We start from the raw sequence: 25,104 nt of genomic DNA, 5'->3' as shown, positions 1-25,104 counted from the left end.
ACGCGCCAGCGAGGAAGGAGCGCATGATCACACTCCCCGAAGGCGCGACGATGAAGGACTACCAACGCTACATCCATGAGCTCGAGGCGATGCATGGATGGTTGAAGGTGGATCTGGTCCACAACTGCTTCCTCATGGGTGAGGAAGTGGGTGAACTGTTCAAGGCGGTGCGCCGCTACAACAAGTTCTTCGACGAGGGTCAGGCCACTCCGACCGAGGAAGCACGCACCCACCTCGCCGAGGAGCTGGTGGACGTCTTCAACTACCTGGTGGCCATCTCCAACCGGGTGGGTGTGGATCTGGAGCAGGCGTTCCGGGACAAGAACGCCCGCAACCAGCAACGCACGTGGAGCTGATCACAAGGCGGCGGCGAACTTCGCGGCGATGGGCACGGCGACACGGCCGCCCACGCCACCGCCCTCCACCAGGACGGCGAAGCCAATGCCGTCGCGAAAACCGATGAACCAGGCGTGCGTGGGCAGCGGAGTGCCGGTCCCGAATTCGGCGGTGCCCGTCTTGCCCGCGAGTCCCGCCACGCCCGACGCGGCCCGGCCAGAGCCCTCGGTGACGACGGCGCGCATCAGCGCCTGCAAGGATCCCCGCGTCCCCGCCGCGAGCGAAGCGCTCGGACCGTCATAGAGATCGGCCAGGAGGTAGGGCGCGTGCCACTTGCCCGAGCTGGCCGCCGCGGCGACGGAGGCCATATGCAACGGCGTGGCCAGGACGCGCCCCTGTCCGATGGCGGCCGCCGCCCGCTCGGCGTCATCCCGGGGGCCAGGAAACGAGGCACCGGGGGACGGAAGCCCCACCCCATACTCCACACCGAAGCCGAAGCGATGCGCCGCGGCCCCGAGCGCATCCGCCGCGAGCCCCGCCGCGCCCATCACGAAGGCGGTGTTGCACGAGTGGGCGAAGACCACGCGAAGGCGGGTCGTCCCGAATGCCTCCCCCTCGAAGTTGCGGAACAACTTGCCGCCCACGGTCGCGCCCGCCGGGCACGATACGGCGGTCTCCACGCCCATTCCTCCGGCGAGCAGCGCCTCCGCCGTGACGACCTTGAAGGTCGAGCCGGGCGGATAGCGGCCGGTGAGGGCCCGATTCAAGGGCTCCTCGAGTGGACGGCTCGCCACCGCCAGGATGGCACCCGTGCGGGTGTCCACCGCGACGAGCGCCGCCGGTTGCGTCACACCCTCGAGCGCCAGGTCCGCGGCGGACTGCACCCGCGGAAGCAGCGTGGTGCGCAGCGGCATGCCCGGCGCTCCCTCGAAGCGGCCGAGCACGCGCACCTCGCCAGACGGGCGCGTGAGTCGCACCTCGCCGGAGGGACGTCCCGCGAGTTGCCGCTCATAGGCCCGCTCCAACCCGGACAGACCCACGATGTCGCCCCGCTGATAGGTCGGACCCAGCTGCGCGAGCAGTTCGGCCGTCACCTCGCCCACCCGCCCCAGGGTGTGCGCCGCGAAACCGTCCGCCGGCACGAGCCGGGCGCTCTTGCGGCGGAAGAAGATGCCGGGCACGGGCGCGAGTGCCGGACGCACCTGCTGGTAGCGCTCGGGCCGCACGTCGATGATGGGAACGAAATGCCCGGGCGCCACACCCGGCGCGTTCAGCACCTTCTCCAGCCGAGCCGGGTCCACCCCCAAGCGCGTCTGGAGCGCCGAGGCGACGGTGGCGCGCTTCTGGATGCGCCGGAGCTCGACGCCAATGGTGATGACCTCGCCTTCCTCGGTGAGGGGTCGTCCCTGTCCGTCGAGGAGGGCGGCCCGCCGGGGGCGCGTCCTCGTGAGGGAGAAGTGATCCCCCTCGCGTGCCGAGGGGTGCAGCACCGCCGGACTCCAACGCACCCACCAACGCCCCTCGCGAAGCACGAGCCGCAGCGCGCCATCCACCTGCCATTCGCCCAGCCCGCGCAACACGTGGAGGGCTCGGAAGGTGACCACGGCGCTCTCCCCTTCGCGCTCGACACGGCCAGGCTCGAAGCGGGAAGAGAGGATGCGCAGTTCATCGCGGAAGCGCTGATGCCGCGCCTCGAAATTCGCCGGTGGCGCGTCCACCGAGCGCCGCAGCACCGCGAAGTCGCCCTCGGCCCACGCGCGCAGGTAGGCCTGGGCTTCATCGAGCGGGTCCGCCTCGGGACGCGCCTTCACGGTCACACACGAGGCCAGCAGCAAGGCAGCCGCGGCACAGACTCCAACCCTCCACTCTCGCCAGGACACACACCTACTGTGCGCGAGGACTCCAGCCCGTCAAGAAACGCGGCGGAGCCCTCCCTGGAGTGTGGCTATTTGCCTGGATCGATTCCCAGGGTGCCAGGCGTCTCGTTGCGCAGCAGCACGCCCAGCGAGGGCGAGCCCAGGTCCAGGCCACACAGCAGATCCTGCCGGGCACTGAAGCAGGGCAACTCGGAATGCGTGCGGTTGAGCGCGTAGAAGCAGCGGGCGCCGTTCGCGTCCCACGCCGCCTCGAACAACCACGCCTCGGAGTCCTGCTGGATGCCGAGCGGGTCATAGAAGTTGATGCGGTTGCCGGCGACCGTATGCGCCTTGCCCGTGCCGCAGTAGTCGGCACGCACCAGGCGCGTGCACGCCTGGTGGTAGGACTCGAGGTTCGTGCCGTTGTAGCTGGCCCAGGGCCGGTAGCCCCAGAGCGTGCACTTGGCGATGGCGCCGCCCAGGCAGGCGAAGGTGAAGCGCTCCGGATCGCTGTACTTGGAGCCGCCGCCCGGCACGTCCTGCTGGTAGTTCCACACGCCCGGTACGGGAATGGCCTGCACGACGTTGCCCGCGGCATCGCGGCAGGCCGGCTTCCAGAGATAGTTCTCGTCGCGGTACTCGACGCTGTAGAGCTTGAGATCCGAATTGGGCGCGGGGGCCGCGTTCATCCCGGTGATGCGCAGGCGCACGCTTCCGCCACCGCCGAGATTGCCCTGGAACTCCACGCCGATGAACTCCCGGTCCCGGATGATCTCGTAGTCATCGTGGTCGTAACGCAGGTAGCCATAGAAGGTGGTGCCCTGGAGCGACACGAGCTCCACGTCCGAGTTGCCCTTGCGCGCCGGATTGAAGTTCACGCTGGTGATGAAGTTGGACAGGTCCCCGCTGTTGAGGTCGCCCCCGTTCAGGTCGCCTCCGTTGAGATCGCCGCCGTTCTCCGCCGCGAGGGGATTCGCGGCGATGGCCAGCTGGGCGTCCTCCTCGGTCTGGGTGGGACCGGCGCACGCGGAGAACAGCAGGGCGCCAACAAGCAGGGGCGAGGTCGAATGAAAGCGCATGGATGTCCTGGGGGGAGTGAGGCCGAACTGTTCAGTGGCCCGGCGGCAAGAAATGCATGGGTGAACTCACCGACAAGTGCCGCGTTGTCGATTCGACGCGGCCGATGTCCACTCCCCATCACTTCACCGGGAGTGGTGCCTCCGCACACAAACGCATGCCCACGCTGAGATCCCTGAAGTTGGGCTCGGGGGTTTCCCGGTTGGGGATCCGGGCGGTGCTGGAGGCGTAGTAGTAGCTGCCACTGCGTGCCACCGGGCGTCCGGGTTCCAAGGCGGAGTCGACCCACTCGAAGACATTTCCGGAGATATCGTCCAAGCCAAAGGGACTGCGCGATCCGGGATGTCGGCCCACCTCGTCCGGGCCGAAATTGGCGCCCACCTTTCCGTAGGTCTCATCGAAGTTGGCCTGCGAGGGCAACAGCACGTCTCCCTGGGGAAACTCCCGCTCATCGGCCCCGCGGGCGGCGCGCTCCCATTCCAGCTCGGTGCACAACCGAGCCCCGGGGACACGGCCCGTGCTCGCCACCCAGGCGGCGTAGGCCCGGGCATCCGCGTAGTCGATGGCGCCCACCGGCATGCGCCGCCAGTCCTGCGCCACCTCCCGGGGGCGTTGGGTGTAGCGGATGGGCTCGCCCTCGCGCGCTTCGTACGCCACCACGTTGGGCATGATGCGCAGGTTCCAACGCCCCTCCGGCAGCCGCGTCAGCTTCACCTCCGCGTTCACCGAGGTGGCCGAGGCACCATGCGGCGCACGGCGCGCCCGTTCCTCCGCGGGCAGCGTCTCCAACCACTGGAGGTAATCCCCATACGTCACCTCGGTGCGCGCGATGAGGTAGGGCCCCGTGTGCATCTCATGCAGGGGGGTCGTGTTGAAGAACTGGCGGAGGTTCTCCTCGGCCGCGGTCCCGAAGAGGAAGGAGCCGCCGGGCACGTAGACGAAGCCCTCGGGGACCCGCTCCACCTCGGGCAGGAAGAGCTCCAGGGTGCGCTCGGCTCCGGGTTCGGCGCGCAACGGATAGCGCACCGTGACGCGCCCGGGCGCGCTCACCACCACCATCCAGGAGCCGCGCTCCAGCGACAGCCCCTCCAGCGGCGTGAGACCCCGGGGGCTCGCCGGGGAGAGGACCCGCTGGTCGTCCACGAGTTCATACCGGGCCAGGGACACGCTGGCGCCCTCGGGCTGGGTGCGCACGCGCAGGCGCATGGGCGCGGTCCAGCGCGCCAGCCAGGTGCCCTGGGTGTCATAGAGCCCCAGGCGCTGCAGCAGCTCGTCCCGATCCCCGGCACGGAAGGCGCGCTCGGCGAGTTCCGCGCGCTCGGACAGGACCGCGGAGAAGGCCTCGCGCACCTCGTCACGGCCGGGGGCCAGCACCAGGGCCTTCTCCAAGGTGTCGCTCGCACGGCCATAGGCCCGCTCCGTGTCGCCCTGGAGCCGCAGCGCCTCGGTCCAGCGCGGCGAGGCGTCCGCGAACCGGCCGGCATCGAAGAGGGACAACGCCTCCGCCCGGGCCTGCTCCAGCACCTGACGCCGGTCGCGCGCGTGCGTCAGTTGCGCCCGTGCTTCCTCCATCCGCGCGCGCATCTCCCGCTCCAGGGAGTACCAGGCGTTCACCCGCAGGCCCGCGTACACCAGCGCGAGCGAGGCCACGAACCCCACCCCCAACGCCCGCGTGAGGAACCGGCCCCGGCGCAGGGCCTGACGCGAGGCCTCCAGGAAGAGCGTCTCACGCGCGGAGAGCGCCTCCTGGGGATGGGCCTGGAGTTCGGCCAGCTGCCGGGCCCCCCACAGGGCCTCGCGCGAGCGGCCCAACCGCTCCCACTCGGAGGCCGCATGCTCGAGCCGGGCATGGAGCTGGCGTGCATCATGGGCCTCCGCCAACCATTGGGCGAGCGTGGGCCAGCCGGTGAGCAACGCCTCGTGGGCGATGTCGAAGGAGGCGCCTTCCTCGGAGCGCCGGGCCACCACCAGGCGCGCGCGGATGAGCGCCTCCAGGGCCGCGGGCGCGGCGGGGTCCTGGCCCAGCAATTCGGCCTCGGCGCGGCGGGCGCGGGTGTTGTTCACCGTGACGAGCCGCATGAGCAGCCGCCGGGCCGCCTCCCGCTGGTCCGGCAACAGCTGGGCGATGATGCCGTCGGCATAGCGCGCGAGCGCGCCATTCACCCCGCCGAGCGTCTCCAGGGCCGCCGCGGAGATGAGGCCGCGCTCCGTGTCCCGCGCCTCCCACAGCTCCGCCAGGGTGAATTGGAGCAACGGCAGGCTGCCCTCGGCGCTCAGGGTCGAGTTCACCAGCGAGGTGATGAGGGCCTCGGACTCGAAGCGGGCGCCCTTGAGCCGGGCGGGGCCGGTGATCACCTCCCGGACTTCTTCCCGGCCCAGGGGCCGCAGCAGGTAGAGGGCACGCGAGAGCGCCTCGCCCAGTCCGGGAAGCACCCCCAACCGGGTGAGGAAGTCACTGCGAACCGTGGCCAACAGCCGCACCCCCGCCAGCCCCGAGGCCATCTGCGCGAGCAGCTCCGCCATGAGCAGGGACTCCCCCGGCTCGCTCAGGGTGACGAGTTCCTCCAACTGGTCCACGTGGAGCAGGAGCCCCTGGTGGGTGTGCTCGCCCAGGGAAGCGCGCAGGGCGCGGACCAGCGCGGTGGGCTCCTCGCGGGCGAGCCGTTCGATGGCCGCTTCCTCGAGCGGGAAATGAGGGGCGAGCACGGAAGCCAGGGTGGCCACGGGGCGGCGTCCAGGCACCATCCGCGCCGGGCGCCAGGTGTAGCCGTCCTCCAATGCACCCTCGACCACGAGGGGAACCACCCCCGCCAGACATAGGGAGGACTTGCCCACGCCGGAGTCGCCCGTGACGAGCACGAAGGCATTGGCGCGCAACCGCTCCACGACGGCGCGCACCTCCCGCTGACGGCCGAAGAAGAGCGCCCGGTGTTCCTCCTGGAAGGCATTCAGGCCGCGGTAGGGATTGCCCTCGGGCACGCGCAGGACGCTGTCGCCCGCGCGCACGTCCTCCAGCGCCTCCAATAGCGCGTCGGCGGAAGCGAAACGCTCGAGCGGATCGCGGCGCAGGCAGCGGTCCACCACCGCGGCCAGACGCGCGTCCACGTCCGGACAGACCTCTCCCAGGGGACGTGCGTCCTGCTCCTGGACGGTCCGGGCCAGCTCCCGTGGAGGAACATGGCGGAAGGGCCCCCGTCCGGCGGCGAGCTCATAGAGCACCGCCCCCAGGGAGAAGAGGTCCGAGCGCACCGTGGAGGGCTCCGCCGCCCAGGCCTCGGGGGACATGAAATAGGGCGTGCCCACGAGCGTGCCCGGGGTGAGCGAGGGCAGCTCCAGTGACGCCGGGGACAGCGCCTCTTCAGGAAGCACCCCATCCCGCGAATCATCGGACGCGGCGGGAAGCGCCTCGGGCGCGTCGAGGATCTTCGCCAGACCGAAATCCAGCAGCTTCACCGTGCCGGATTCCTCGAGGATGGCGTTGCCGGGTTTGATGTCCCGGTGCAGGACGTTGCGGCGATGGGCGGCGGCGAGCCCCCGCGCCAGGCCCACGCCAATCTCCAGGACGCGCTGCCACGGCTGGGGGCGAGGCAGCCTGTCCAGGCTCGTGCCACGGATGAACTCGGAGACGAGGTAGGGGTGCCCCTCGAACTGACCCGCGCGGTAGAGGGTGGCGACGTTGGGGTGCTGGATGCGGGCGGCGGCTCGCGCCTCGATGAGGAAGCGCGGCAGGGCCGCCGCGTCGAGCGCGGGGATGAACTTCACCGCGACCGTGCGATCCAGCAGCGTGTCGTGGGCGAGGTAGACGCGCCCGGTCCGGCCCCTGCCCAGGGGGCGCAGGAGCCGGTACTCATCGACCTCGGAAGGCGGGTGCCACTCGTCCCGGGCACCAGGGCCCGGAGGATGAAGCGGAGACTCGCTCACCGGGAGGGCGGCTTGCTTCCCGTCTTCCGCAGGAGGGCCTGGATCTGATCGGCGACCGTATCGGGAAGGGCCGGCTTGGTGACGAAGGCATCACAGCCGACCTCCCGGGCCTTGTCCGACGAGGAGGCGAAGACGTGGCCGGTGAGCGCCATCACGGGGATGTCGCGGGTCGTCTCGTCGGTCTTGAGCAATTGCGTGGCGTCCCAGCCACTGAGCACGGGCAGGGAGAGATCCATCAGGATGACGTCCGGGTGGGACTCCCGGGCACGCTCGACCGCTTCCTGTCCGTTGCGGGCGGTCTGGACCTCGTAGCCCAGGAATTCGAGGTACTCGGCGTACATCTCCCGGGCATCATCGTAGTCGTCCACCACGAGGACCTTGCGGCCTTCCGAAGGGGAAGCTCCCGTCTTGGATTCCGCCTCATCGGACGGGGGCGATTTGTGACCGGTGTCCATCATACCTGGGGGAAGGAGAACGCTCCCATCCTGTCAGAAACGCCGAACCTTGGACAGAGCCCCCAGCGAACGGACGAACCGTGAAATCAGGGCTCGCTCACCGCGTTGGCCTTGATGACGTCGCGGTACCAGAGCGCGCTGTCCTTGGGGATGCGCTGCTGGGTCTCATAATTGACCCAGACCATGCCGAAGCGCTGGGAGTAGCCGCGATCCCACTCGAAGTTGTCCAGGAGTGACCACACGAAGTACCCGGCCAGCGGCGCGCCCGCGTCCATGGCCTTGCGCGCGGCCAGGAAGTGGTCCCGCAGGTAGGCGAGCCGCCTGTCATCCCGCACCCGCCCCTGGGCATCCGGGCCGGTCGAGAAGCTCGCCCCGTTCTCCGTCACGTACAGCTTGCCCGGCGCGTAGTCGAGGTGCAGCCGGGTGAGGAGCCGCCGGAGGCTGTCCGCGTGGACCTCCCAGCCCATCTCGGTCCACTCGGACTCGGGAGCGAGGAACACCGTGCGCGGATGGTTCTCGGCCTCGGGCACCTTGTCACTGCGCAGCACGGCGCGGTTGTAGTAGTTGATGCCGAGGAAGTCGCACGGCACCGCGATGGCCTGGAGGTCTCCCGGCTTCACCACGGTGAGCCCCTCGGCCGGCAGGTGGCCCGCCTTGATGTAGTCCGCGACCATGTCCGCCGGGTAGTGACGCCCGTAGAGTGGATCCAGGAACCAGCGGTTGAAGTAGCCGTCGTGGTTCCGGAAGGCGTCGTAGTCGGCGGCGCTCGGCGAGGCGGCCTCGGCGGGGGACAGGTTGAGCGTGATGCCCACCTGGGAGCCCGGACTCGCGGCGCGGATCACCGGCACGGCCCACCCGTGCGAGAGCAGCACGTGATGGCTCGCGGCGAGCGCCGAGCGGAAGTCCTTGATGCCGGGAGCGTGGATGCCCTTCTCGTACCCGAGCATGCTCGTGCACCACGGCTCGTTGTGGGTGATCCACTTCTTCACCCGGTCGCCCAGCGAGCGAGCGACGACGCCCGAGTACTCGACGAAGGCCTCCGCGGTCGAGCGCTGGGTCCACCCGCCCTCGTCCTGCAACGCCTGGGGGAGATCCCAGTGGTAGAGCGTCACGAAGGGCTCGATGCCCGCCTCGAGCAGCGCATCCACCAGGCGGTTGTAGAAGTCGAGCCCCGCCGGGTTGACCTTCCCCCGCCCCGAGGGAAGGACGCGCGGCCACGCGATGGAGAAGCGGTAGGCCTGCATCCCCAGGCTCTTCATCAGCGCGATGTCGTCACGGAAGCGGTGGTAGTGGTCACAGGCGACATCGCCATTCGTCCCGTCCCCCACCTTTCCAGGCGTCTTGGAGAAACGGTCCCAGATCGACTCGCCGCGCCCGTCCTCCTTCGCTGCCCCCTCGATCTGATACGAGGAGGTAGCCGTACCCCAGATGAACCCCTTCGGGAAACCGATGTTTGCCATTCGTGTGTGGGACCTCTGTGATTGGGGATGGAAAGAGCCGAGTGGATGACTCAGGCCTCGGCCTTCTCCGGAACAGCCGGGGCGCCCTCTCCGAAGAGATGGCAGCGCACCCAACGGGTAGCGTCGAGCTGGGTCCGGCCCGGCATCCGCTCTCGGCACGCGGGCAGGACGTTCGGGCAGCGCGCGGCGAACGGACAGCCCGGAGGAGGATCGATCAAGACGGGTGCCCCGGGCCTGGCCTTCAGCTCGCTCGTGATGGAGCCCGTCGGATCCGGAACCGCGGAGAGCAGCAGTTGCGTATAGGGATGCGCGGGACGCTGCATCAACTCCTCGCTCGGCGCGCTCTCCACCAACTGCCCCGCGTAGAGGACCATCGTCCTGTCCGCGAAGTAGCGCGCGCTCGCGAGGTCATGCGTGATGTACAGGTAGGAGATGCCTCGCTCCTCCTTGAGGCGCTCCATCAGGTTGAGCACGCCCACGCGGATGGACACATCGAGCATGGAGATGGGCTCGTCCGCCAGGATGATGGAGGGCTCGGGCGCGAGGGCGCGGGCGATCGCCACGCGCTGCCGCTGTCCGCCCGAGAGCTGGTGCGGATACTTGGCCGCGACTTCCGCCGCAGGATTCAGGTCCACCGTGGAGAGCAGCGCGTGCACGCGATCGCGCAGCTCCGCGTCGGTCCGGGCCTTGCCATGGAGCAGGAGCGGCCGCTCGAGGTGGTAGCCGAGCGTGTGGACCGGGTTCAACGAGCCGAACGGATCCTGGAAGATCATCTGCACGTGGGAGCGGTAGTCGCGAGACGCCTCGCGCGGCTCCGCGTCGAGGATGTCCCGGCCCTGGAAGAAGATCTTCCCTCCCGACACGGGCATCAGCCGCGCGATCAACCGCGCGATGGTGCTCTTGCCACTGCCAGACTCCCCCACGAGCGCGATGACCTCCCGCTCACCGAGGGTGAAGGAGATGTCCTGGAGGGCTCGCAACTGCTTCGGCTTGAAGCCCTGGCCCACGTGGAAATACTTGCTGAGACCCCTGACCTCGAGGAGTGCCGGGCGCTGCGGATCGCGGATCGTCATCGGGAGTGCAGGTGACAGACGCTGAGGTGATCGGGACCGAACGTGCGCACATCGGGCACGTCACTGCGGCAGTGGGCCATCGCCTCGGGACACCGGGGATGGAACCGGCAGCCCGGGGGAAGCGCGCGCAGGTCCGGCGGCGAACCCGGAATGCCCACGAGCTTGCCGCGCGGTCCCCGGAGCGAGGGCGCGGAGTTCAACAACCCCCGCGTGTACGGGTGCTTGGGTGAATGGAACAGCTCCTTCGCGGAGGCCACCTCCACGAGCCGTCCCGCGTAGAGGATGGCGATGCGCGTGGAGAACTCCATCAGGAGCGAGAGATCATGCGTGATGAACAAGATGGAGAAGCCGATCTTGTTCTTGAGCTCGGTGATCTGCTGCAGGATTTCCTTCTGCACGACGACATCGAGCGCCGTCGTCGGCTCGTCCATGATCATCAGCGGCGGATCGAGCGCGAGCGCGATGGCGATCACCACGCGCTGCCGCATGCCGCCGGACAACTGGTGCGGGAAGCTGGACAGCCGCGAGCTGTCGATGCCCACGAGCTTGAGGAGCGAGGCGGCCCGGTCGAACGCTTCCGCCTTCTTCACCGGACGGTGGGCCTGAATGGCATCGGCGATCTGCTCGCCAATGGTGAGCACCGGGTTGAGCGCGTTCATCGCGCTCTGGAAGACGAACGAGATCTTCCGCCAGCGGAAGGCACGCAACTGCGCGTCGTTCATCGAGAGCACGTCCTCGCCCTCGAAGAGCACCTGGCCGCCGGTGATGACCGCGGGCGGGCGCAACAGCCGGAGCAGGGCCTGGGCCGCGGTCGACTTGCCACTGCCCGACTCGCCCGCGAGCCCCAACACCTCGCCCCGGCCGATGTCGAACGACACTCCGTCCACGGCGCACACCGAGCCGCCGGGCGTCATGTACTCCACGCGGAGATCGCGGACCGAGAGCAGCGGTTGCGCGGAAGTCTTATTGTCCAAGGCGTCTCACCACCGGGGTCGTGAGCCCCTCTTTGAGTTTGTGGCTCTTGAGCATCCGCGTCCACGAGCGATCCGAGCGCAGGCGCGGGTTGGTGATCTCGTCGATTCCGAAGTTGACGAGCACGAGCGCGAACCCGACGAGCGCCACGCACAAGCCCGTGGGCACCACCGTCCACCACGCCCCCGTCAAGAGCGCCGCGTTGTTGCTCGCCCAGTACAGGTTGGTGCCCCAGGTGACGACGCCCACGTCGCCAATGCCCAGGAACTCGAGCCCCACCTGGGCGCCAATCGCGTAGACGGTGGCGGAGATGAAGCCGCTCATCAGCAACGACGTCATGTTGGGGAGGATCTCCCGGAAGATGATGCGCATGCGGCCCTCACCGCTCACGATCGCGGCGGACACGAAGTCCTTCTCGCGCAGGGAGAGCACCTGGGAGCGCAGCACGCGCGCGTTCCAGGCCCAGCCAGTGATGACCAGCACGATGCCGATCGTGACCGGACCGGGCCGCAGGTAGGCGGCGATCACCACGGCCATGGGCAGGCCGGGGATGATGAGGAACACGTTGGTGAACAGCGACAGGACGCTGTCGACCCACCCTCCGAGGAAACCCGATGCCATCCCGATGATCGCGCCGATCACCATGACGGCCAGTCCCGCCAGGAAGCCCACCGTGAGGGAGGTGCGCGCACCCGCGATCGTCTGCGCGAGCACGTCCTGTCCCTGCCCCGTCGTCCCGAGCAGATACTCGGACGACGGCGGCTGGTGCGGGGCGCTCACGAACGCGGACGGATCCTCCGTGAGGAACGGACCGAAGATCGCGAGCAGCAGGAAGAAGGTCACGAGCCCCACGCCCACGGCCGCCTTGCGGTTGCTGATCAACTGCCAGAAGAATCCCGAGCGCGGACGGCGCGCCGCCTTCACGGCGACGGCCCCCTCCCCCGGCTGAACACTCACACCTTGATTCGCGGCTTGCATTCCAGGTTCCCGCCTTTGTTCCCCGTCAGCGCGCGCGCGTCCTGGGATCGAGCCAGATGTAGAGGATGTCCACGAGCAGGTTCGCCGCCAGCACGGCCAGGGTGATGGTCAGGAAGATGCCCTGCATGAGGGGATAGTCCTGATTGCGCACCGCCTGGATGAGCAGGTAGCCCTGGCCAGGGTAGGAGAACACGATCTCGGTCAACAACGAGCCGGAGAGCACGAACCCGAGCGCCATACCGAAGCTGGTGATGTTCGGCAGCAGGGCATTGCGCGCGGCGTAGTGGAACATGATGCGCAGCTGAGACAGACCCTTGGCGTTCGCCAGGCTGATGTAGTCCTCGGACAGGACGCCCACCATGGTGCTGCGCATCCCGAGCATCCAGCCGCCCAACGAGGCGATCACGATCGACGTCACGGGCAGCACCATGTGCTCGGCGACGCTCAAGAGGAACTCACCACTCAGCGAGGGCTCCAGCATGTCGCTGTAGGCGTGGCGCAGGGGAAACGCCCCGAGCGAGAAGCCAAGCCCGTAGAGGAGCATCATCGCGAGCCAGAAGTACGGGAAGGCACCGAGGAAGCTCAACATCGGGGGGAGCGAGGAGTCCAGCCAGCCGCCGCGCCGCCAGGTGGCGATCACCCCGAGCAGCGTGCCCAACAAGAAGCTGATGATCACTCCCACGCCCGACAGCAGGAGCGTCCAACCCAGACCCGTGCCGATCACCTCCGTCACCGTCGCGGGGAAGTAGGCCACGGACAGGCCCAGGTTGCCCTGCAGGATGTTGGCGCCATACGTGAGGTATTGGTTCCACAGCGGCTCGTTCGTGAAACCAAATGCCTCGCGCAATGCCGCGATGGCCTCCGGCTGGAGCTGACCGGCGAAGCGCGCGAACATCGCCGAGGCGGGATCTCCCGGCATCATCCGGGGGATGAGGAAATTGAGCGTGAGCGAGGCCCAGGCGGCGAGCGCATAGAGGCCCAGGTTCTTCAGGAGATGACGCACGGACGCTGGCTCCCAGGGCCGGGACCACGTGAGTCCGGACCCGGTTCATGACGTGGAGGATCTCTGTGAGGAAGGTGGGGCCTGCACATCACGAGCCCCGGCGTGTCACGGATTGCCTCCCCATCGGGCCGGATCCTTATCATGTTCGATCGCGCGCGAAACCCACCAATCTCCGGGCCCGTCCGCCTCCCTGGCGCTATCGCGGTGCGTCAAAACACCGGCTCCCGCTAGAGGTGCGCGACAACGCCAAGCGGCCTGCGTAGCGTCTCGCCTCCATGAGGAGGGACATGACATGGATTCATTCGAGCGCGGCATCGGGTGCCCATGCGCCCCTCCCCAGGAGAAGCCATGAAAAATGCCCGTCTCGCCGTAATTCTCGTCTCAGCGGGGCTCTGCTCCGCGCCCCGTGCACAGGCCCAGGTCCCCAGCACGGGTGAATCCGCCGCGCCCGCGGACGCCACCCGGCCGCCCCCCACTCCCCCCACCGTCCAGGACGAGGAGAACCTCTTCCGCTTCTACGGCACCTTCAATCCGCGGCTCGTGGTGTCCTCCGGCGCGGTGGAGTCCTTCAGCCAACCCAATGCCGTGGCCATCTCCGCCGCGGGCAACCCCATCTTCTCCGTCGCGCCCGACAATGCCCGCTACACCCTCCAGGTGGCGCAATCCCGCGTGGGCTTCTGGCTCAATGAGAAGGGACAGGCACGCGCGCAGCTCGAAATCGACTTCGTGGATTTCGCCAAGGCCACCCCCACCGTCGCCAGCCTGCCGCGCGTGCGCATCGCACGCGTGGATTATGTCTTCCATCCCGGCCACATCCTGTCCCTGGGTCAGGATTGGGATCTGCACGCGCCCATCAATCCGCATGGAATCAACATGGTGGGCTCGCTCTTCCTGGCGGGAAATACCTCCTTCATGCGCCAGCAGATCAAATACATCCATGGTACCGAGCATCTGGAGCTGGGCGCGGCGCTGGGATTCCCCGCCCCCAACGTCACCGCCAAGGACGCCGCCTTCGAGATTGGTTTCATGCCCACCCTCGCGGTGCGCGGTGCCTACAAGTCCGGCAAGAGCCGGGTCGGCGCATCGGCCATCGCCACACGGCTGCCCTTCAACCTGGGGACGCCCGACGAGCGCTTCCGCAACGCCTACTCCGCCGCGCTCTTCTCCGAACTCGCGCCCTCCGCGGACACCAACATCCGCGTGGAGCTCAACTACGGACAGAACGCCGCCAACCTGGGCCTGTTGACCCTGAGCCAGGGCCGCGCGAACGAGGACCTGCGGGAATTGGGAGGATTCATCTCCGCGCGCCAGCTCCTCGCGGCCCGGCACGCCGTCTATGGAATGGCGGGCTATCAGAAGGTGCTCGAACCCGCGAAGGTGGTGCCCAGCTACGGCTACCCCACCGCGGCGACTCCCGACGCTCCGCCCGCCTTCAGCACCGCGACCCTCTCGGGGACGGGACCCGGAATCCTGCACAACGGCACGGTGCGCCTGGGGTATGAGTTCAGGCCGCACCGCAAACTGGCCTTCGTGCTGGAGGGGTTCCTCTTCCAGTCCCGCTTCCGGCTGCAGGACGTGGACGTGGCTCGCGCCGAGTCGAAGCGAACCACGCTGGGAATCGAAACGGGCGCGCTGCTGACCTTCTGACGCGGACCTCGACCCCTGGCTCAGGCCCCACGGACCCGAGCCGGGCGGCCGAGCCCACCAAGGCCTCTCCTGGCTGGCCGGATGGACAGCGGCGACCGCTTCGAGCGGGGCCTGGGACTGATACGTTGCCCCGAACATGTCCAAATCCATCGCCGCCATCGTTCTCACCGCCGTCATCATGGGTTGCCAGGGGCCAGCGGGTCCCGTTGGACCTCAAGGCCCCACGGGGCCTCAAGGCCCCACGGGGGCACAAGGCCCCACGGGGGCCACGGGCCCCGCCGGCGCCGCCCCCAAGACCAATTACGTCTGTGAGGGCTCGACCTCCTCGGCGCGCGGAAACCTCACCTTCAGTCACTCCGTGTACGAGATGACGGACGGAAGCATGACGGCGACCTGTACGGTGATCACCGCGGCCCAGGAAATCACGTCCTTCGTGGTGTACCGCCCCACCCAGACAGGCGCCGCCGATGGCTCCTGCTTCGTCGTGGCCGATACGGATGGAACCTCCAACTACGGCGTCTGGAACATGCGCGCCAACCTGGCCGCGCTCACCGGCGTCGCCTCGTATCGGAACGAGGGCAGCACCGACCATGGGCGGACCGTCAGCCTGACCTGCGTGAAGTACTAGGCCCAAGCGTCCGAGGACCTCCGCTCCCGCCCGGGGAAGTGGCGTGAGCCTTGCTCATCCCGTGCGGAAAAGCCGCGCAGGAGAGGGCAGCATGGTGGGAGTGAGAAGGAATTGGGGCTGGTTGGGTCTCGCGACGGTCCTGCTGTGGGGAGGTTGTTCCCCCGAAGTGGGACCCGACCCGGAGCAGGCGTCACGGGAGGGCCCCGACCTGACGGGGTCATCCGCCATGGAGGAAGCGGCCTTGCCGCCGCTCCCCACGCAATTCACCTACCCACCGCTCCAGACCACGGTGGGGCAGTACACCGTCGAGATCGACCCCAAGCTGCTGGCGCTCTTCGACAAGAACAAGGACACCCCCCCGCAGCCCGCGACCGTCATCACCCCGGATGGCCAGCACCGAAGCGCGAAGATCCGACTGCGCGGCAACAGCTCCCGGAGCTGGCCCAAGAAGAGCTGGCGCGTCGAGCTGCCCAAGGGCACGAAGTTCGACGGACGCCGGAAGATCAACCTCATCTCCGAGTGGCGCGACTCCACGATGATGCTGGAGAAGCTGGGCTACGACATGCTCGCCGCCATGGGCGTGCCCGCGCCCAAGGCGACGTACGTGCGGCTGGTCATCAACGGCCAATTCCAGGGCGTCTATGTGGACCTGGAGCGCGTGGACAAACCCTTCCTCGCCAACCGCGGCTTCGCCGATACCGAAGGCAGCATCTACCGCTGCGGAGCGAAGAACTGCGAGATGAAGATGGCCTTCGACGCCACCTACCAGCACGATTGGGAGGTGGAGTCACCCGACAACGGCTCGAGGGGCCCGCTCAATGACTTCCTCGACGTGGTCAATCACGCGCCGGAACCCCAGTTCGTCCAGGCGCTGAGCGAGCGGTTCGAGCTGGAGCGCCACCTGCGCGAGCTCGCCGTGGACGCGCTCATCGACAACGCAACCGTGGAGGACTCTCGCAGCTACCTCATCCACGATGCCGTGACGGGGCGCATCTCCTACGTCCCGTGGGACTTCAACAACACGGACGCCAAGTACATCCCCTTCGGCAATCGGACCGACGCCGACTACGAGCACCCGCTCTTCAACTTCAGCCTCTTCGATGGCCGGGTGGAGAACGAGTACCTCGCCCGCGAGGAGAAGGAGCCCAAGCGCTGGAAGCCCATCTTCTCCAACCTCAACACCCGCATCTTCCTCAACCCCGAGCTGCGTGAACGGGAGCTGGTGCTCGTCGAGCGGGCCCTGGATGAACTGCTCGACCCGCGGGTCATCCATGCGCGGATCGATGCCATCCATGCGCTGATCGCGCCCTACATGGGGAACGCCCCCCACACGGACGTGACGCGATTCCTGGATGGTCCTCGCTACATGAAGAAGTACGTCCAGGAGCGCACCCGCTTCCTCCGCGGACAGGTGGCGGCCTGGCGCGGCTGGAAACCGGAACTCGTGCTCCAGGCCGTGAATGCCCAGCAGGGTTGGATCGAGCTGCGCAACCTCGGCACGAAGAAGGTGAGCACCTCCGGGCTCGTGATCACCACCGACCTGCGCAACGCCAAGAAGCGCAACGTGCCGTCACACACGATCCAACCGGGCGAGACATTGCGGCTGACCCAGGGCCAGCTCGGCTTGAAACTCGCGCCCCAGGGCGAGGTGGGCCTCTTCAACGGCAAGAGCGTGGTGGGCGTGTTGGACGCGCTCTACTACGGCGCGCTCCCGGCCGGGAAGCTCTACGCGAGAGAGCCGACGGCGCCCATGCGCTGGCAGGTGCGCTGACGGGCCGCCTCGGGGTGCTTTTCGCGGGGAAGTGGAGGATGATCGGCCGGTTCAACTTCCCCGCCACCAAGGGACCCCCCATGAAGAAGTTGCTCGCGCTGCTCGCCCTGACGGCCTCGGCCTGCACCGGTACCGTTGAACCCCCAGCACCCACGCCCACGGATCCCCTCGCGCTGGAACCCGTTCCCCAGGGCCAGGGCTTCCAGTTCATCACCCAGGAGACCGAGGTCCCCCAGGGTGTCGAGCGGCAGGACTGCTACTTCTTCAAGGTAGGGGAGATCGCGGCCGCCAACGGCCTGCCGTCCGACGAGCCCATCAACCTGCACCGCGTGCAGATCTCCCAGCGCGAGGGCTCGCACCACATGAACATCTACCGGGTGCGCACGCTCCTGGAGCTGGACCCGGCCAATGGTCTCTTCCAGCCGAACTCCAACGGCGTGGGGCCCTGCTTCAACAGCGCCAACTGGGCGGATTGGCCCCTGCTGGCCAACACGCAGCAGAAGGGCACGCTCGACTGGACCTACCCCGAGGGAGTCGCCAATGTGATTCAACCGGACGAGTGGCTGATGGTGCAGACCCACTACGTCAACGCGACCACCCAGAAGACACCCCAGGACTTTGGCAAGGTGTGGGTGAACTTCTGGGTCATGCCCAAGGAGCAGGTGAAGCACGAGCTGGGAACCATCTTCGCCACCAAGCAGTCCATCCGGATCTGCACGAAGAATCCCAAGCCCACCTTCGAGGGCATCTGCCAGATCAGCAGCAAGGTCCCCGTCCAGGTCATCGGCGCCAACGGCCACTTCCACAGCCGCGGCAAGGAGTTCAGGATCTACGCATGGGATGGGATGAGCTACCAACGGCCCGCGGAGACCGAGCGCTTCTACACCTCCCTCACGTGGGATGATCCGCCCATGGAGCGCTCGCCCGAGCTGAACCGCACGCTGCAGCCCGGCGCGGGCATCTGGTACACGTGCTCCTACGAGTGGTTGCCGCCTCCCGTGGGCTGCCAGGCGCTCGATGCCTTCGATCAGAAGAAGAATGAGACCGCCGAGAATAAACTCGACTGCTGCTACACCTTCGGACCCCAGGTGGATCAGAACGAGCACTGCAATGCCTTCGTCTACTATTACCCGAAACAGGACGACGTGAACTGCTACTGACCGGGAACCGGAATGCGAGCGCCTCCCATGAGGATTGTTCCCGTCGCGCTGCTGTCGCTGTGTCTCTCCCTGGGCTGTGGCGCCCAGCAGGAACCGCACCCCGGGGACGCGGGCTCGACCCAGGACGGGGGCTCGAAGACTCCTGACTCGGGGACGGAGCCAAAGGATGCGGGCACGAGTCCCAAGGACGCGGGCTCGGAGCCCCAGGACGCGGGTCCCGAGGACGCGGGGACGGAGCCGAACGATGCCGGCACGAGTCCCGAGGACGCCGGCACGAATCCGGATGATGAAGACTATCCACCCTGCGGAGTTCCCTACCTGGGAGACCGCAATGGGAAGCCGGACTTCACGCCCACGGCGCTGGGGCCCGGCATGACGTCGGCGCCCATCCAGGCGGGCAGCATCGTCTCGATCATCGAACCGTTCCAAGGCGGGCGTGTCTCGTTCATCGGGGTCCGGGATGTGATCAACATGGACCCCTGCGGGACCACCCTGCTGGGCGGCTTCCGAGACCCCATCACCCACAAGGTCGTGCTGGACCAGCGCACCGTCACCCTGGAGCGGAGTCCAGATGGCCGGGGAGCGAGTACCGACTCGGACACCGCCTCGTTCTCCAACGTGACCCTCTGTCCCAATAATTGGTCCGGCGCGGATATCTACGACCAGACCTACGAGCTGATGCTCGTGCTCACGGATCGCCGGGGCCGCTCCGTCTACAAGTCCTTCAACATCCGTCCCGCCTGCAATGTGCCAGGCGAGGACGTGATCTGCCGGTGTATGTGCAAGAAGGGCTACCGGCTGGGCGAGCCCTGCCCTTGAACCGAGCGCGCCAGGGGCTCGGTGGCCCTTGGCGCGCGGCTCCTCCCAACTCGCCCGCTCCACGCGAAATCCAAACGCGGCTGGCGTGCGCATTGCTCCTCTCCGGGACGCAACACGAAACAGGAGGAGCATCATGATTGAAGTGAGAAAGGGTTGGGGCTGGTTGGGCCTCTTCACTGTCTTGATGTGGGGAGGTTGTACTCCCGGGGAGAGTCTGAACACGGAGCAGGCGTCGCCCGAGAGGCTCGAGTCGACGGAGCCATCCGACAGGGTGGGAGAGGCCCTGCCAGCGCTTCCCACGCATTTCACCTATCCGCCGCTCCAAACCAAGGTGGAGCAGTACACCGTCGAGATCGACCCCGCGCTGCTGGCGCTCTTCGAGAAGGACGAGGACACACCCGAGCAACCCGCCGCCCTCACCACGCCGGACGGTGCGCATTGGGAGGTGATGGTGCGGCTGCGCGGCAACAGCTCCCGAGGCTGGCCCAAGAAGAGCTGGCGCATCGAGCTGCCCAAGGGAGCGCGGTTCGATGGCCGCCGGAAATTCAATCTCATCTCCGAGTGGCGCGACTCCACGATGATGTTCGAGAAGCTGGGCTACGACATGCTCGCCGCCATGGGGGTACCCACCCCCAAGGCGACGTACGTGCGGCTGGTCATCAACGGCAAATTCCAGGGCGTCTATCTGGACCTGGAGCGCGTGGACAACAACTTCCTCGACAACCACGGCTTCGCCGATACCGAGGGCACCATCTATCGCTGCGGAGGGAAGAATTGCGAGATGAAGATGACCTTCGACAAGGTCTACCAGCGCGATTGGGAGGTCTCCTCGCCCGACAACGGCACGAAGGGACCGCTCAATGACTTCCTCAACGTGGTCAACTACACGCCGGAACCCGACTTCGTCCGGATCCTGAGCCAGCGGTTCGAACTGGAGCACCACCTGCGAGAACTCGCCATGGACGCGCTCATCGACAACGCGACCGTGGAGGACTCGGGCAGCTACCTCATCCATGATGCCGTGACGGGACGCGTCTCCTATGTTCCCTGGGATCTGAACAACACGGATGCCACATACGTCCCCTCCAATCCTCCAACCGGCAAGATCAAGAACGCCGATTACGAGCATCCGCTCTTCAACTTCAGCCTGTTCGACGGCCGGGTGGAAGACGAGTACCTCGCCCGCGAGGAGAAGGAACCCAAGCGCTTCAAGCCCATCTTCTCCAACCTCAACACCCGCATCTTCCTCAACCCCGAGCTGAGAGAGCGGGAATTGGCGCTCGTCGAGCAGGCCGTGGATGAACTGCTCGACCCAGGGCTCATCCATGCGCGGATCGACGCCATCCACGCGCTGATCGCGCCCTACATGCGCAATGCGCCCTATACGGACACCAAACAGTTCGACGACGCGCCTCGCTACATGAAGAAGTACGTGAAGGAGCGGACGGACTTCCTGCGTGAACAGGTGGAGGACTGGCGCGCATGGAAGCCGGAGCTGGTGATCCAGGCCGTGAATGCCCAGAAGGGATGGATCGAGCTGCGCAACCTCGGCACGAAGAAGGTGAGCACCTCCGGGCTCGTGATCACCACCGACCTGCGCAACGCCAAGAAGCGCAACGTGCCGTCACACAAGCTCCAGCCAGGCGAGACGTTGCGGCTGACCCAGAGCCAGCTCGGCTTGAAACTCGCACCCAAGGGCGAGGTGGGCCTCTTCAACGGCAAGAGCGTGGTGGGCGTGTTGGACGCGTTCTATTACGGTGAACTCCCGAGCGGGAAGTTCTACGAACGCTCCAAGGAGGCCCCCACGCGCTGGGAAGTGCACTAAGGCTCGAGGACCCACGGCGGAGGCGCGAAGCTCTCACCAGACGCGCCTCCGCCGTCGTCCCCAACGGTGTATGAAGCCCCAGGAACACGTGCCCGCCCCCCTTCATGAAACGAGGTTTTCCATGGCGATCTATGCGTTGGACGAACTCAGGCCCTCTCTTCCGGAGGAAGGACAATTCTGGGTCGCGCCAGGCGCCCAGGTGATTGGGCACGTCCGGCTGGGGCGGGATGTCGGCATCTGGTTTGGCGCGGTCGTGCGGGGGGACAACGAGTTGATCGATATCGGCGACGCCACGAACATCCAGGACGGCGCCGTGCTGCACGCGGATCCAGGGTTTCCGCTGAAGCTCGGCGCCGGCTGCACCGTCGGACATCACGCCATCCTCCATGGCTGCACCATTGGAGAGAACTCGTTGGTGGGAATGGGCGCCACGGTGCTCAATGGCGCGAAGATCGGCGCGAACTGCCTCATCGGCGCCAACGCCCTGGTCACCGAGGGAAAGGAATTCCCCGACGGGTCACTGATCGTCGGGGTCCCGGCCAAGGCGGTGCGCACGCTCGACGCGGCCGCCATCGAGAGCCTCCGGCAATCGGCGCGTGGGTACACGGAGCGATGGAGGCGCTACGCGTCCGGCTTGAAGCGGGTGGACGACGACTCCTCGCGCTGAGGTGGGGAACTGTGCGGAGCTTCCCCCCCATGTCATGGGGAGCCAATCGCGTGTGCGGCCTCGCTTTCGCGATGCGGAACATCGGGTCACGCGCCATGAATAGGCGCGTCGCAACACGCGCATGAAGCGCGAGCGTCGTTGACCCGGAGATCTGTCCCTTGGCCGCAGAAGCATTGTTCCGTCCCTTCTCCTGCAAGTCGCTGCACCTGAAGAACCGCATCGTCATGGCGCCCATGACGCGCTCCTTCTCCCCCGGAGGCGTGCCCACGCCCGACGTGGCCGGCTATTACCGTCGGCGCGCGGAAGCGGAGGTGGGCCTCATCCTCTCCGAGGGAACGGGCGTTGCCCGGCCCGCCTCCCTGAATGATCCCAACGTGCCGAACTTCCATGGCGAGCAGTCCCTCGCCGGCTGGAAGCAGGTCATCGACGCGGTGCACGCGGGCGGCGGGCAGATGGCCCCCCAGCTCTGGCACGTGGGCTCGGTGCGCAACCCCATGACGACCTGGGTCGCACCGCCCCCCGTGGACAGCCCCTCCGGGATGTCCTCGCCGGGCAAGCGCTTCACCGAGCCGATGACCGACGAGGCCATCGCCGATACCCTCGCCGCCTTCGGGCGGGCCGCCGCGGACGCGAAGCGGCTCGGCTTCGACGCGGTGGAGATCCACGGGGCCCACGGCTATCTGATCGATCAGTTCTTCTGGGGAGGCGTGAACCAGCGGAGCGACCGCTATGGCGGTGCCACCATCGCCGAGCGCGCCCGCTTTGGCGCCGAGGTGGTGAAGTCCATCCGCTCCGCCGTGGGCGAGGACTTCGCCATCCTCCTGCGCCTGTCCCAGTGGAAGCAGCAGGACTTCAGCGTCAAGCTCGCCCACACGCCCCAGGAAATGGAGGCATGGCTCACGCCGCTCGTCGAGGCCGGGACGGACATCCTGCACTGCTCACAGCGCCGCTTCTGGGAGCCGGAATTCGAGGGCTCGGAGCTCAACTTCGCGGGCTGGGCGCGCAAGCTCACCGGCAAACCCACGATCACCGTCGGCTCGGTGGGACTGACGGGGGAGTTCACCGAGTCCCTGAGCAAGGGCACCAGCTCGAAGCCCGCCTCGCTCGACAACCTGCTGCACCGGCTGGAGCGTGAGGAGTTCGACCTGGTGGCGGTTGGCCGCGCGCTCCTGGCCGATCCGCAATGGGCCCGGAAGATTCACGAGGGCCGCAACCACGAGTTGTCCGACTTCAGCAAGGAAGCCCTCGCCAGTCTCTCTTGAGACATGGCGCGCCCCGAGCGCTCGTCACTCGCGTGATGGAGCGCCCGAGGGTCATGGCGCGGAGGGCGAAGCCTCCGCGCCGGGTGAATTACCGCACCACTTCGTACTGCACGTTGATGATGCCGAGATCCGGGTTGGCGATCTTCGTGAAGGCGCCGTAGGTGAGATCCAGGCAGCGCGGGGCGCCGAAGCCGCCACGATCGTTGATGTCCACCGTGACCGACTTGCCCTGGTAGGTCACCTTGACCTTGGTGCCGAAGGGGAAGGAGTTGTGGGCGGCCTTGAGCGCCAGACGGTGGAAGGGCTCGCCACTGGCGGTCGGCCATCCCTCGGGAATCTCACCCACCGCGCCGTACCAGCTGGCGACGCAGGTGGCCATGGTGCCCATCTGCGAGGCCTCGGCGGGAGGCGCCTGCACGGCGGCCACCACGCCACCCAGGGCGGCCAGGCAAGAAGCGACAACGGCGGTACGACGCAGGTTCTTTCCGTTCATGGACAGTCTCCAGGATGCAGGGGGGGTTGTCTGGATTGAAGACACAGCGGTGCAACCGCTGACGGCGCGTGACCGCGCGCGATGTTGAAAGCACCGTGGGAATAAGACTTCCAGGACCAAAAGTAAATGGCCAACCAAGCAGACAGAGCCGATTTATTCGAATTACATGTGTATTGTTATAAATTCCGTATGAGCGCACGGGAGAGGTGCCAGGAGCCGTTCGTGCCCGTACGATGACGGGATGCTGACACGCACGATCCCCAAAACCGGAGAGAAGCTGCCCGTCATCGGGCTCGGCACCTGGCAGACCTTCGACGTGGGCGCGTCCCGGGAGGAGCGGGCCGCCCAGAAGGAAGTCTTGCGGCGCTTCCTCGAGGCCGGGGCCCGGGTCATCGATTCCTCCCCCATGTATGGCCGCGCCGAGGCGGTGACGGGGGACCTGCTGCGCGAGCTGGGACAAGAACAGACCCCGTTCATCGCCACCAAGGTATGGACCACTGGCCGGGAAGCGGGTCTGGAACAGATGCGTGACTCCCTGCGCAAAATGGGTCACGGGAAGATTGATTTGATGCAGGTGCACAACCTGGTGGACTGGCGCACCCACCTGCCCATCCTGCGCGAGTGGAAGAAGGAAGGGCGCATCCGCTACCTCGGCGTGACGCACTACCAGCGCGGCGCCTTCGATGAGCTGGAGAAGCTGTTGAGAGAGGAGGCGCTGGACTTCATCCAGTTGCCCTACTCCATCGCCCTGCGTGACGCGGAGCGGCGGTTGTTGCCCGCGGCCGCCGAGACCGGCACCGCGGTGCTGGTGATGCGCCCCTTCGAGGGCGGAGAGCTCTTCCAGCGCGTGAAGGGCAAGCCCCTGCCCTCCTGGGCGGCGGATTTCGACTGCCAGGGTTGGGCGGAGTTCTTCCTCAAATACATCCTGGGGCACCCCGCGGTGACCTGCCCCATTCCCGCCACGAGCAAGCCCCGCCACCTGGAGGACAACCTGCGCGCGGGCTCGGGACGTCTGCCCGATGCGAAGACCCGGACGCGGATGGTGGAACACCTCGGGCTGTAAACATCACAGGAGCAAGCCATGCAACCCCAGACACGCAAGCTCAGGTATCACGTGGCCATGTCACTCGATGGATTCATCGCTCGCGAGGACGAATCCACCGATTGTTTTCCGGGAGACCTCCAGGCGGAGAACGTCACGGACTACCTCTTCTCGCTGGCCTCCGAGTACGACACGGTCTTGATGGGCCGAAGCACCTATGACATCGGATTGAAGGCCGGGGTGAGCGATCCCTACCCGGGGATGGAAACCTATGTCTTCTCCCGGACCTTGAAGGACAGCCCGAATCCCCGCGTGCAGCTGGTGCGCGAGAACGCCGCCGACGTCGTCCGCGGCCTCAAGGAGCGGGCCGGCGAGGACATCGCTTGGGGCCGCGTCATCCGGGGAGCCCAGGCCCACGCCCACAAGGACATCTATCTTTGCGGTGGCGGGAACCTGGCCCGGACGCTCTTCGCCGAGGGGCTCATCGACGAGGTGCAGATCAAACTCAATCCCGTCCTGCTCGGGTCGGGCAAGCCCGTCGTCTCGCGGCTGCCCCAGGACATTCCCCTGGAACTGCTCTCCACCAAGACGTACCGCACCGGTATCGTGCTCCTGAGGTACAGCGTCAAACGCTGATTCCCGCGCCTCCAGGGGAGGGG

Annotated in this window: 21 protein-coding genes; 11 read left to right on the top strand and 10 right to left on the bottom strand. The window is 67.2% G+C overall.

What is annotated here, in order from left to right; all coding sequences use genetic code 11:
• Positions 1–23: 23 nt before the first annotated feature.
• On the top strand, positions 24–356 hold the full coding sequence (locus MEBOL_RS27290; protein ID WP_095980200.1) for a MazG nucleotide pyrophosphohydrolase domain-containing protein: 333 nt from the start codon (positions 24–26) through the stop codon (positions 354–356).
• Here the strand turns inward: MEBOL_RS27290 and MEBOL_RS27285 are convergent, their stop codons facing one another.
• The 9 genes from MEBOL_RS27285 to MEBOL_RS27245 all read right to left on the bottom strand — a co-directional run bounded on the left by MEBOL_RS27285 (position 357) and on the right by MEBOL_RS27245 (position 13,131).
• A complete protein-coding gene (locus MEBOL_RS27285; RefSeq protein ID WP_179956304.1) occupies positions 357–2,171 on the bottom strand; it encodes a penicillin-binding transpeptidase domain-containing protein in 1,815 nt (604 codons plus the stop codon). It lies immediately after the preceding gene.
• Positions 2,172–2,281: 110 nt separating this feature from the next.
• Entirely contained in the window at positions 2,282–3,271 is a 990-nt protein-coding gene (locus tag MEBOL_RS27280; protein WP_095980198.1) for an ADYC domain-containing protein, read from the bottom strand.
• 118 nt (positions 3,272–3,389) lie between these two features.
• Positions 3,390–7,190 (bottom strand): bifunctional serine/threonine-protein kinase/formylglycine-generating enzyme family protein, encoded by a 3,801-nt coding sequence (locus tag MEBOL_RS27275; protein WP_095980197.1) that lies wholly within the window; start codon positions 7,188–7,190, stop codon positions 3,390–3,392.
• Positions 7,187–7,645: a response regulator gene (locus tag MEBOL_RS27270; RefSeq protein WP_095983034.1), complete on the bottom strand. Its 459-nt coding sequence runs from the start codon at positions 7,643–7,645 to the stop codon at positions 7,187–7,189. The genes MEBOL_RS27275 and MEBOL_RS27270 overlap by 4 nt, the downstream gene beginning before the upstream one ends.
• A gap of 86 nt (positions 7,646–7,731) precedes the next feature.
• Positions 7,732–9,105, bottom strand: coding sequence for a GH1 family beta-glucosidase (locus MEBOL_RS27265; protein ID WP_095980196.1), 1,374 nt, complete (start codon positions 9,103–9,105; stop codon positions 7,732–7,734).
• A 50-nt stretch (positions 9,106–9,155) separates the two neighbouring features.
• On the bottom strand, positions 9,156–10,178 hold the full coding sequence (locus MEBOL_RS27260; protein ID WP_095980195.1) for an ABC transporter ATP-binding protein: 1,023 nt from the start codon (positions 10,176–10,178) through the stop codon (positions 9,156–9,158).
• Positions 10,175–11,152, bottom strand: a complete 978-nt coding sequence (locus MEBOL_RS27255; RefSeq protein ID WP_245918889.1) for an ABC transporter ATP-binding protein — start codon at positions 11,150–11,152, stop codon at positions 10,175–10,177. Before MEBOL_RS27255 ends, MEBOL_RS27260 begins: the two co-directional genes overlap by 4 nt.
• On the bottom strand, positions 11,142–12,107 hold the full coding sequence (locus tag MEBOL_RS27250) for an ABC transporter permease (RefSeq protein WP_245918887.1): 966 nt from the start codon (positions 12,105–12,107) through the stop codon (positions 11,142–11,144). The genes MEBOL_RS27255 and MEBOL_RS27250 overlap by 11 nt, the downstream gene beginning before the upstream one ends.
• 46 nt (positions 12,108–12,153) lie before the next feature.
• Positions 12,154–13,131, bottom strand: coding sequence for an ABC transporter permease (locus MEBOL_RS27245; RefSeq protein WP_095980193.1), 978 nt, complete (start codon positions 13,129–13,131; stop codon positions 12,154–12,156).
• A gap of 348 nt (positions 13,132–13,479) precedes the next feature.
• Here MEBOL_RS27245 and MEBOL_RS27240 point away from each other — a divergent pair, with 348 nt between their 5' ends.
• The 8 genes from MEBOL_RS27240 (at position 13,480) to MEBOL_RS27205 (ending at position 22,910) form a co-directional block, all read left to right on the top strand.
• Positions 13,480–14,778, top strand: coding sequence for a hypothetical protein (locus tag MEBOL_RS27240; RefSeq protein WP_095980192.1), 1,299 nt, complete (start codon positions 13,480–13,482; stop codon positions 14,776–14,778).
• 136 nt (positions 14,779–14,914) lie between these two features.
• Positions 14,915–15,406, top strand: coding sequence for a hypothetical protein (locus MEBOL_RS43785; RefSeq protein WP_281256590.1), 492 nt, complete (start codon positions 14,915–14,917; stop codon positions 15,404–15,406).
• Positions 15,407–15,647: 241 nt separating this feature from the next.
• Positions 15,648–17,177 (top strand): CotH kinase family protein, encoded by a 1,530-nt coding sequence (locus MEBOL_RS27230; protein WP_157775526.1) that lies wholly within the window; start codon positions 15,648–15,650, stop codon positions 17,175–17,177.
• Positions 17,178–17,257: 80 nt separating this feature from the next.
• A complete protein-coding gene (locus MEBOL_RS27225; RefSeq protein WP_245918886.1) occupies positions 17,258–18,337 on the top strand; it encodes a hypothetical protein in 1,080 nt (359 codons plus the stop codon).
• 27 nt (positions 18,338–18,364) lie between these two features.
• Positions 18,365–19,156, top strand: a complete 792-nt coding sequence (locus MEBOL_RS43185) for a hypothetical protein (RefSeq protein ID WP_179956278.1) — start codon at positions 18,365–18,367, stop codon at positions 19,154–19,156.
• A 133-nt stretch (positions 19,157–19,289) separates the two neighbouring features.
• Positions 19,290–20,981: a CotH kinase family protein gene (locus tag MEBOL_RS27215; RefSeq protein ID WP_095980190.1), complete on the top strand. Its 1,692-nt coding sequence runs from the start codon at positions 19,290–19,292 to the stop codon at positions 20,979–20,981.
• 121 nt (positions 20,982–21,102) lie between these two features.
• Positions 21,103–21,648, top strand: a complete 546-nt coding sequence (locus tag MEBOL_RS27210; protein ID WP_095980189.1) for a gamma carbonic anhydrase family protein — start codon at positions 21,103–21,105, stop codon at positions 21,646–21,648.
• 158 nt (positions 21,649–21,806) lie between these two features.
• Positions 21,807–22,910 (top strand): NADH:flavin oxidoreductase, encoded by a 1,104-nt coding sequence (locus MEBOL_RS27205; RefSeq protein WP_095980188.1) that lies wholly within the window; start codon positions 21,807–21,809, stop codon positions 22,908–22,910.
• An 88-nt stretch (positions 22,911–22,998) separates the two neighbouring features.
• Here MEBOL_RS27205 and MEBOL_RS27200 read toward each other — a convergent pair whose 3' ends face one another.
• Positions 22,999–23,403: a septal ring lytic transglycosylase RlpA family protein gene (locus MEBOL_RS27200; protein ID WP_095980187.1), complete on the bottom strand. Its 405-nt coding sequence runs from the start codon at positions 23,401–23,403 to the stop codon at positions 22,999–23,001.
• 241 nt (positions 23,404–23,644) lie between these two features.
• Here MEBOL_RS27200 and MEBOL_RS27195 point away from each other — a divergent pair, with 241 nt between their 5' ends.
• Both MEBOL_RS27195 and MEBOL_RS27190 read left to right on the top strand, forming a co-directional pair.
• The gene (locus MEBOL_RS27195; RefSeq protein WP_095980186.1) at positions 23,645–24,466 is read left to right on the top strand and encodes an aldo/keto reductase; all 822 of its coding nucleotides are present in this window, start codon (positions 23,645–23,647) and stop codon (positions 24,464–24,466) included.
• A gap of 18 nt (positions 24,467–24,484) precedes the next feature.
• The gene (locus MEBOL_RS27190; RefSeq protein WP_095980185.1) at positions 24,485–25,081 is read left to right on the top strand and encodes a dihydrofolate reductase family protein; all 597 of its coding nucleotides are present in this window, start codon (positions 24,485–24,487) and stop codon (positions 25,079–25,081) included.
• The last annotated feature ends 23 nt before the right edge of the window (positions 25,082–25,104 follow it).

The organism is Melittangium boletus DSM 14713, from assembly GCF_002305855.1.
GTDB classification, from domain to species: domain Bacteria; phylum Myxococcota; class Myxococcia; order Myxococcales; family Myxococcaceae; genus Cystobacter; species Cystobacter boletus.
The sequence above is the reverse complement of the archived record's forward strand: the minus strand, read 5'-3'. Positions and strand labels throughout refer to the sequence as shown.

Coding starts and splice junctions, on each gene's coding strand:
- MEBOL_RS27215 (WP_095980190.1), top strand. CDS start 19,290: ATGATTGAAGTGAGAAAGGGTTGGGGCTGGTTGGGCCTCTTCACTGTC.
- MEBOL_RS27270 (WP_095983034.1), bottom strand. CDS start 7,645: ATGGACACCGGTCACAAATCGCCCCCGTCCGATGAGGCGGAATCCAAG.
- MEBOL_RS43185 (WP_179956278.1), top strand. CDS start 18,365: ATGAGGATTGTTCCCGTCGCGCTGCTGTCGCTGTGTCTCTCCCTGGGC.
- MEBOL_RS27210 (WP_095980189.1), top strand. CDS start 21,103: ATGGCGATCTATGCGTTGGACGAACTCAGGCCCTCTCTTCCGGAGGAA.
- MEBOL_RS27240 (WP_095980192.1), top strand. CDS start 13,480: ATGAAAAATGCCCGTCTCGCCGTAATTCTCGTCTCAGCGGGGCTCTGC.
- MEBOL_RS27265 (WP_095980196.1), bottom strand. CDS start 9,105: ATGGCAAACATCGGTTTCCCGAAGGGGTTCATCTGGGGTACGGCTACC.
- MEBOL_RS27290 (WP_095980200.1), top strand. CDS start 24: ATGATCACACTCCCCGAAGGCGCGACGATGAAGGACTACCAACGCTAC.
- MEBOL_RS27200 (WP_095980187.1), bottom strand. CDS start 23,403: ATGAACGGAAAGAACCTGCGTCGTACCGCCGTTGTCGCTTCTTGCCTG.
- MEBOL_RS27190 (WP_095980185.1), top strand. CDS start 24,485: ATGCAACCCCAGACACGCAAGCTCAGGTATCACGTGGCCATGTCACTC.
- MEBOL_RS27280 (WP_095980198.1), bottom strand. CDS start 3,271: ATGCGCTTTCATTCGACCTCGCCCCTGCTTGTTGGCGCCCTGCTGTTC.
- MEBOL_RS27195 (WP_095980186.1), top strand. CDS start 23,645: ATGCTGACACGCACGATCCCCAAAACCGGAGAGAAGCTGCCCGTCATC.
- MEBOL_RS27225 (WP_245918886.1), top strand. CDS start 17,258: ATGAAGAAGTTGCTCGCGCTGCTCGCCCTGACGGCCTCGGCCTGCACC.
- MEBOL_RS43785 (WP_281256590.1), top strand. CDS start 14,915: ATGTCCAAATCCATCGCCGCCATCGTTCTCACCGCCGTCATCATGGGT.
- MEBOL_RS27260 (WP_095980195.1), bottom strand. CDS start 10,178: ATGACGATCCGCGATCCGCAGCGCCCGGCACTCCTCGAGGTCAGGGGT.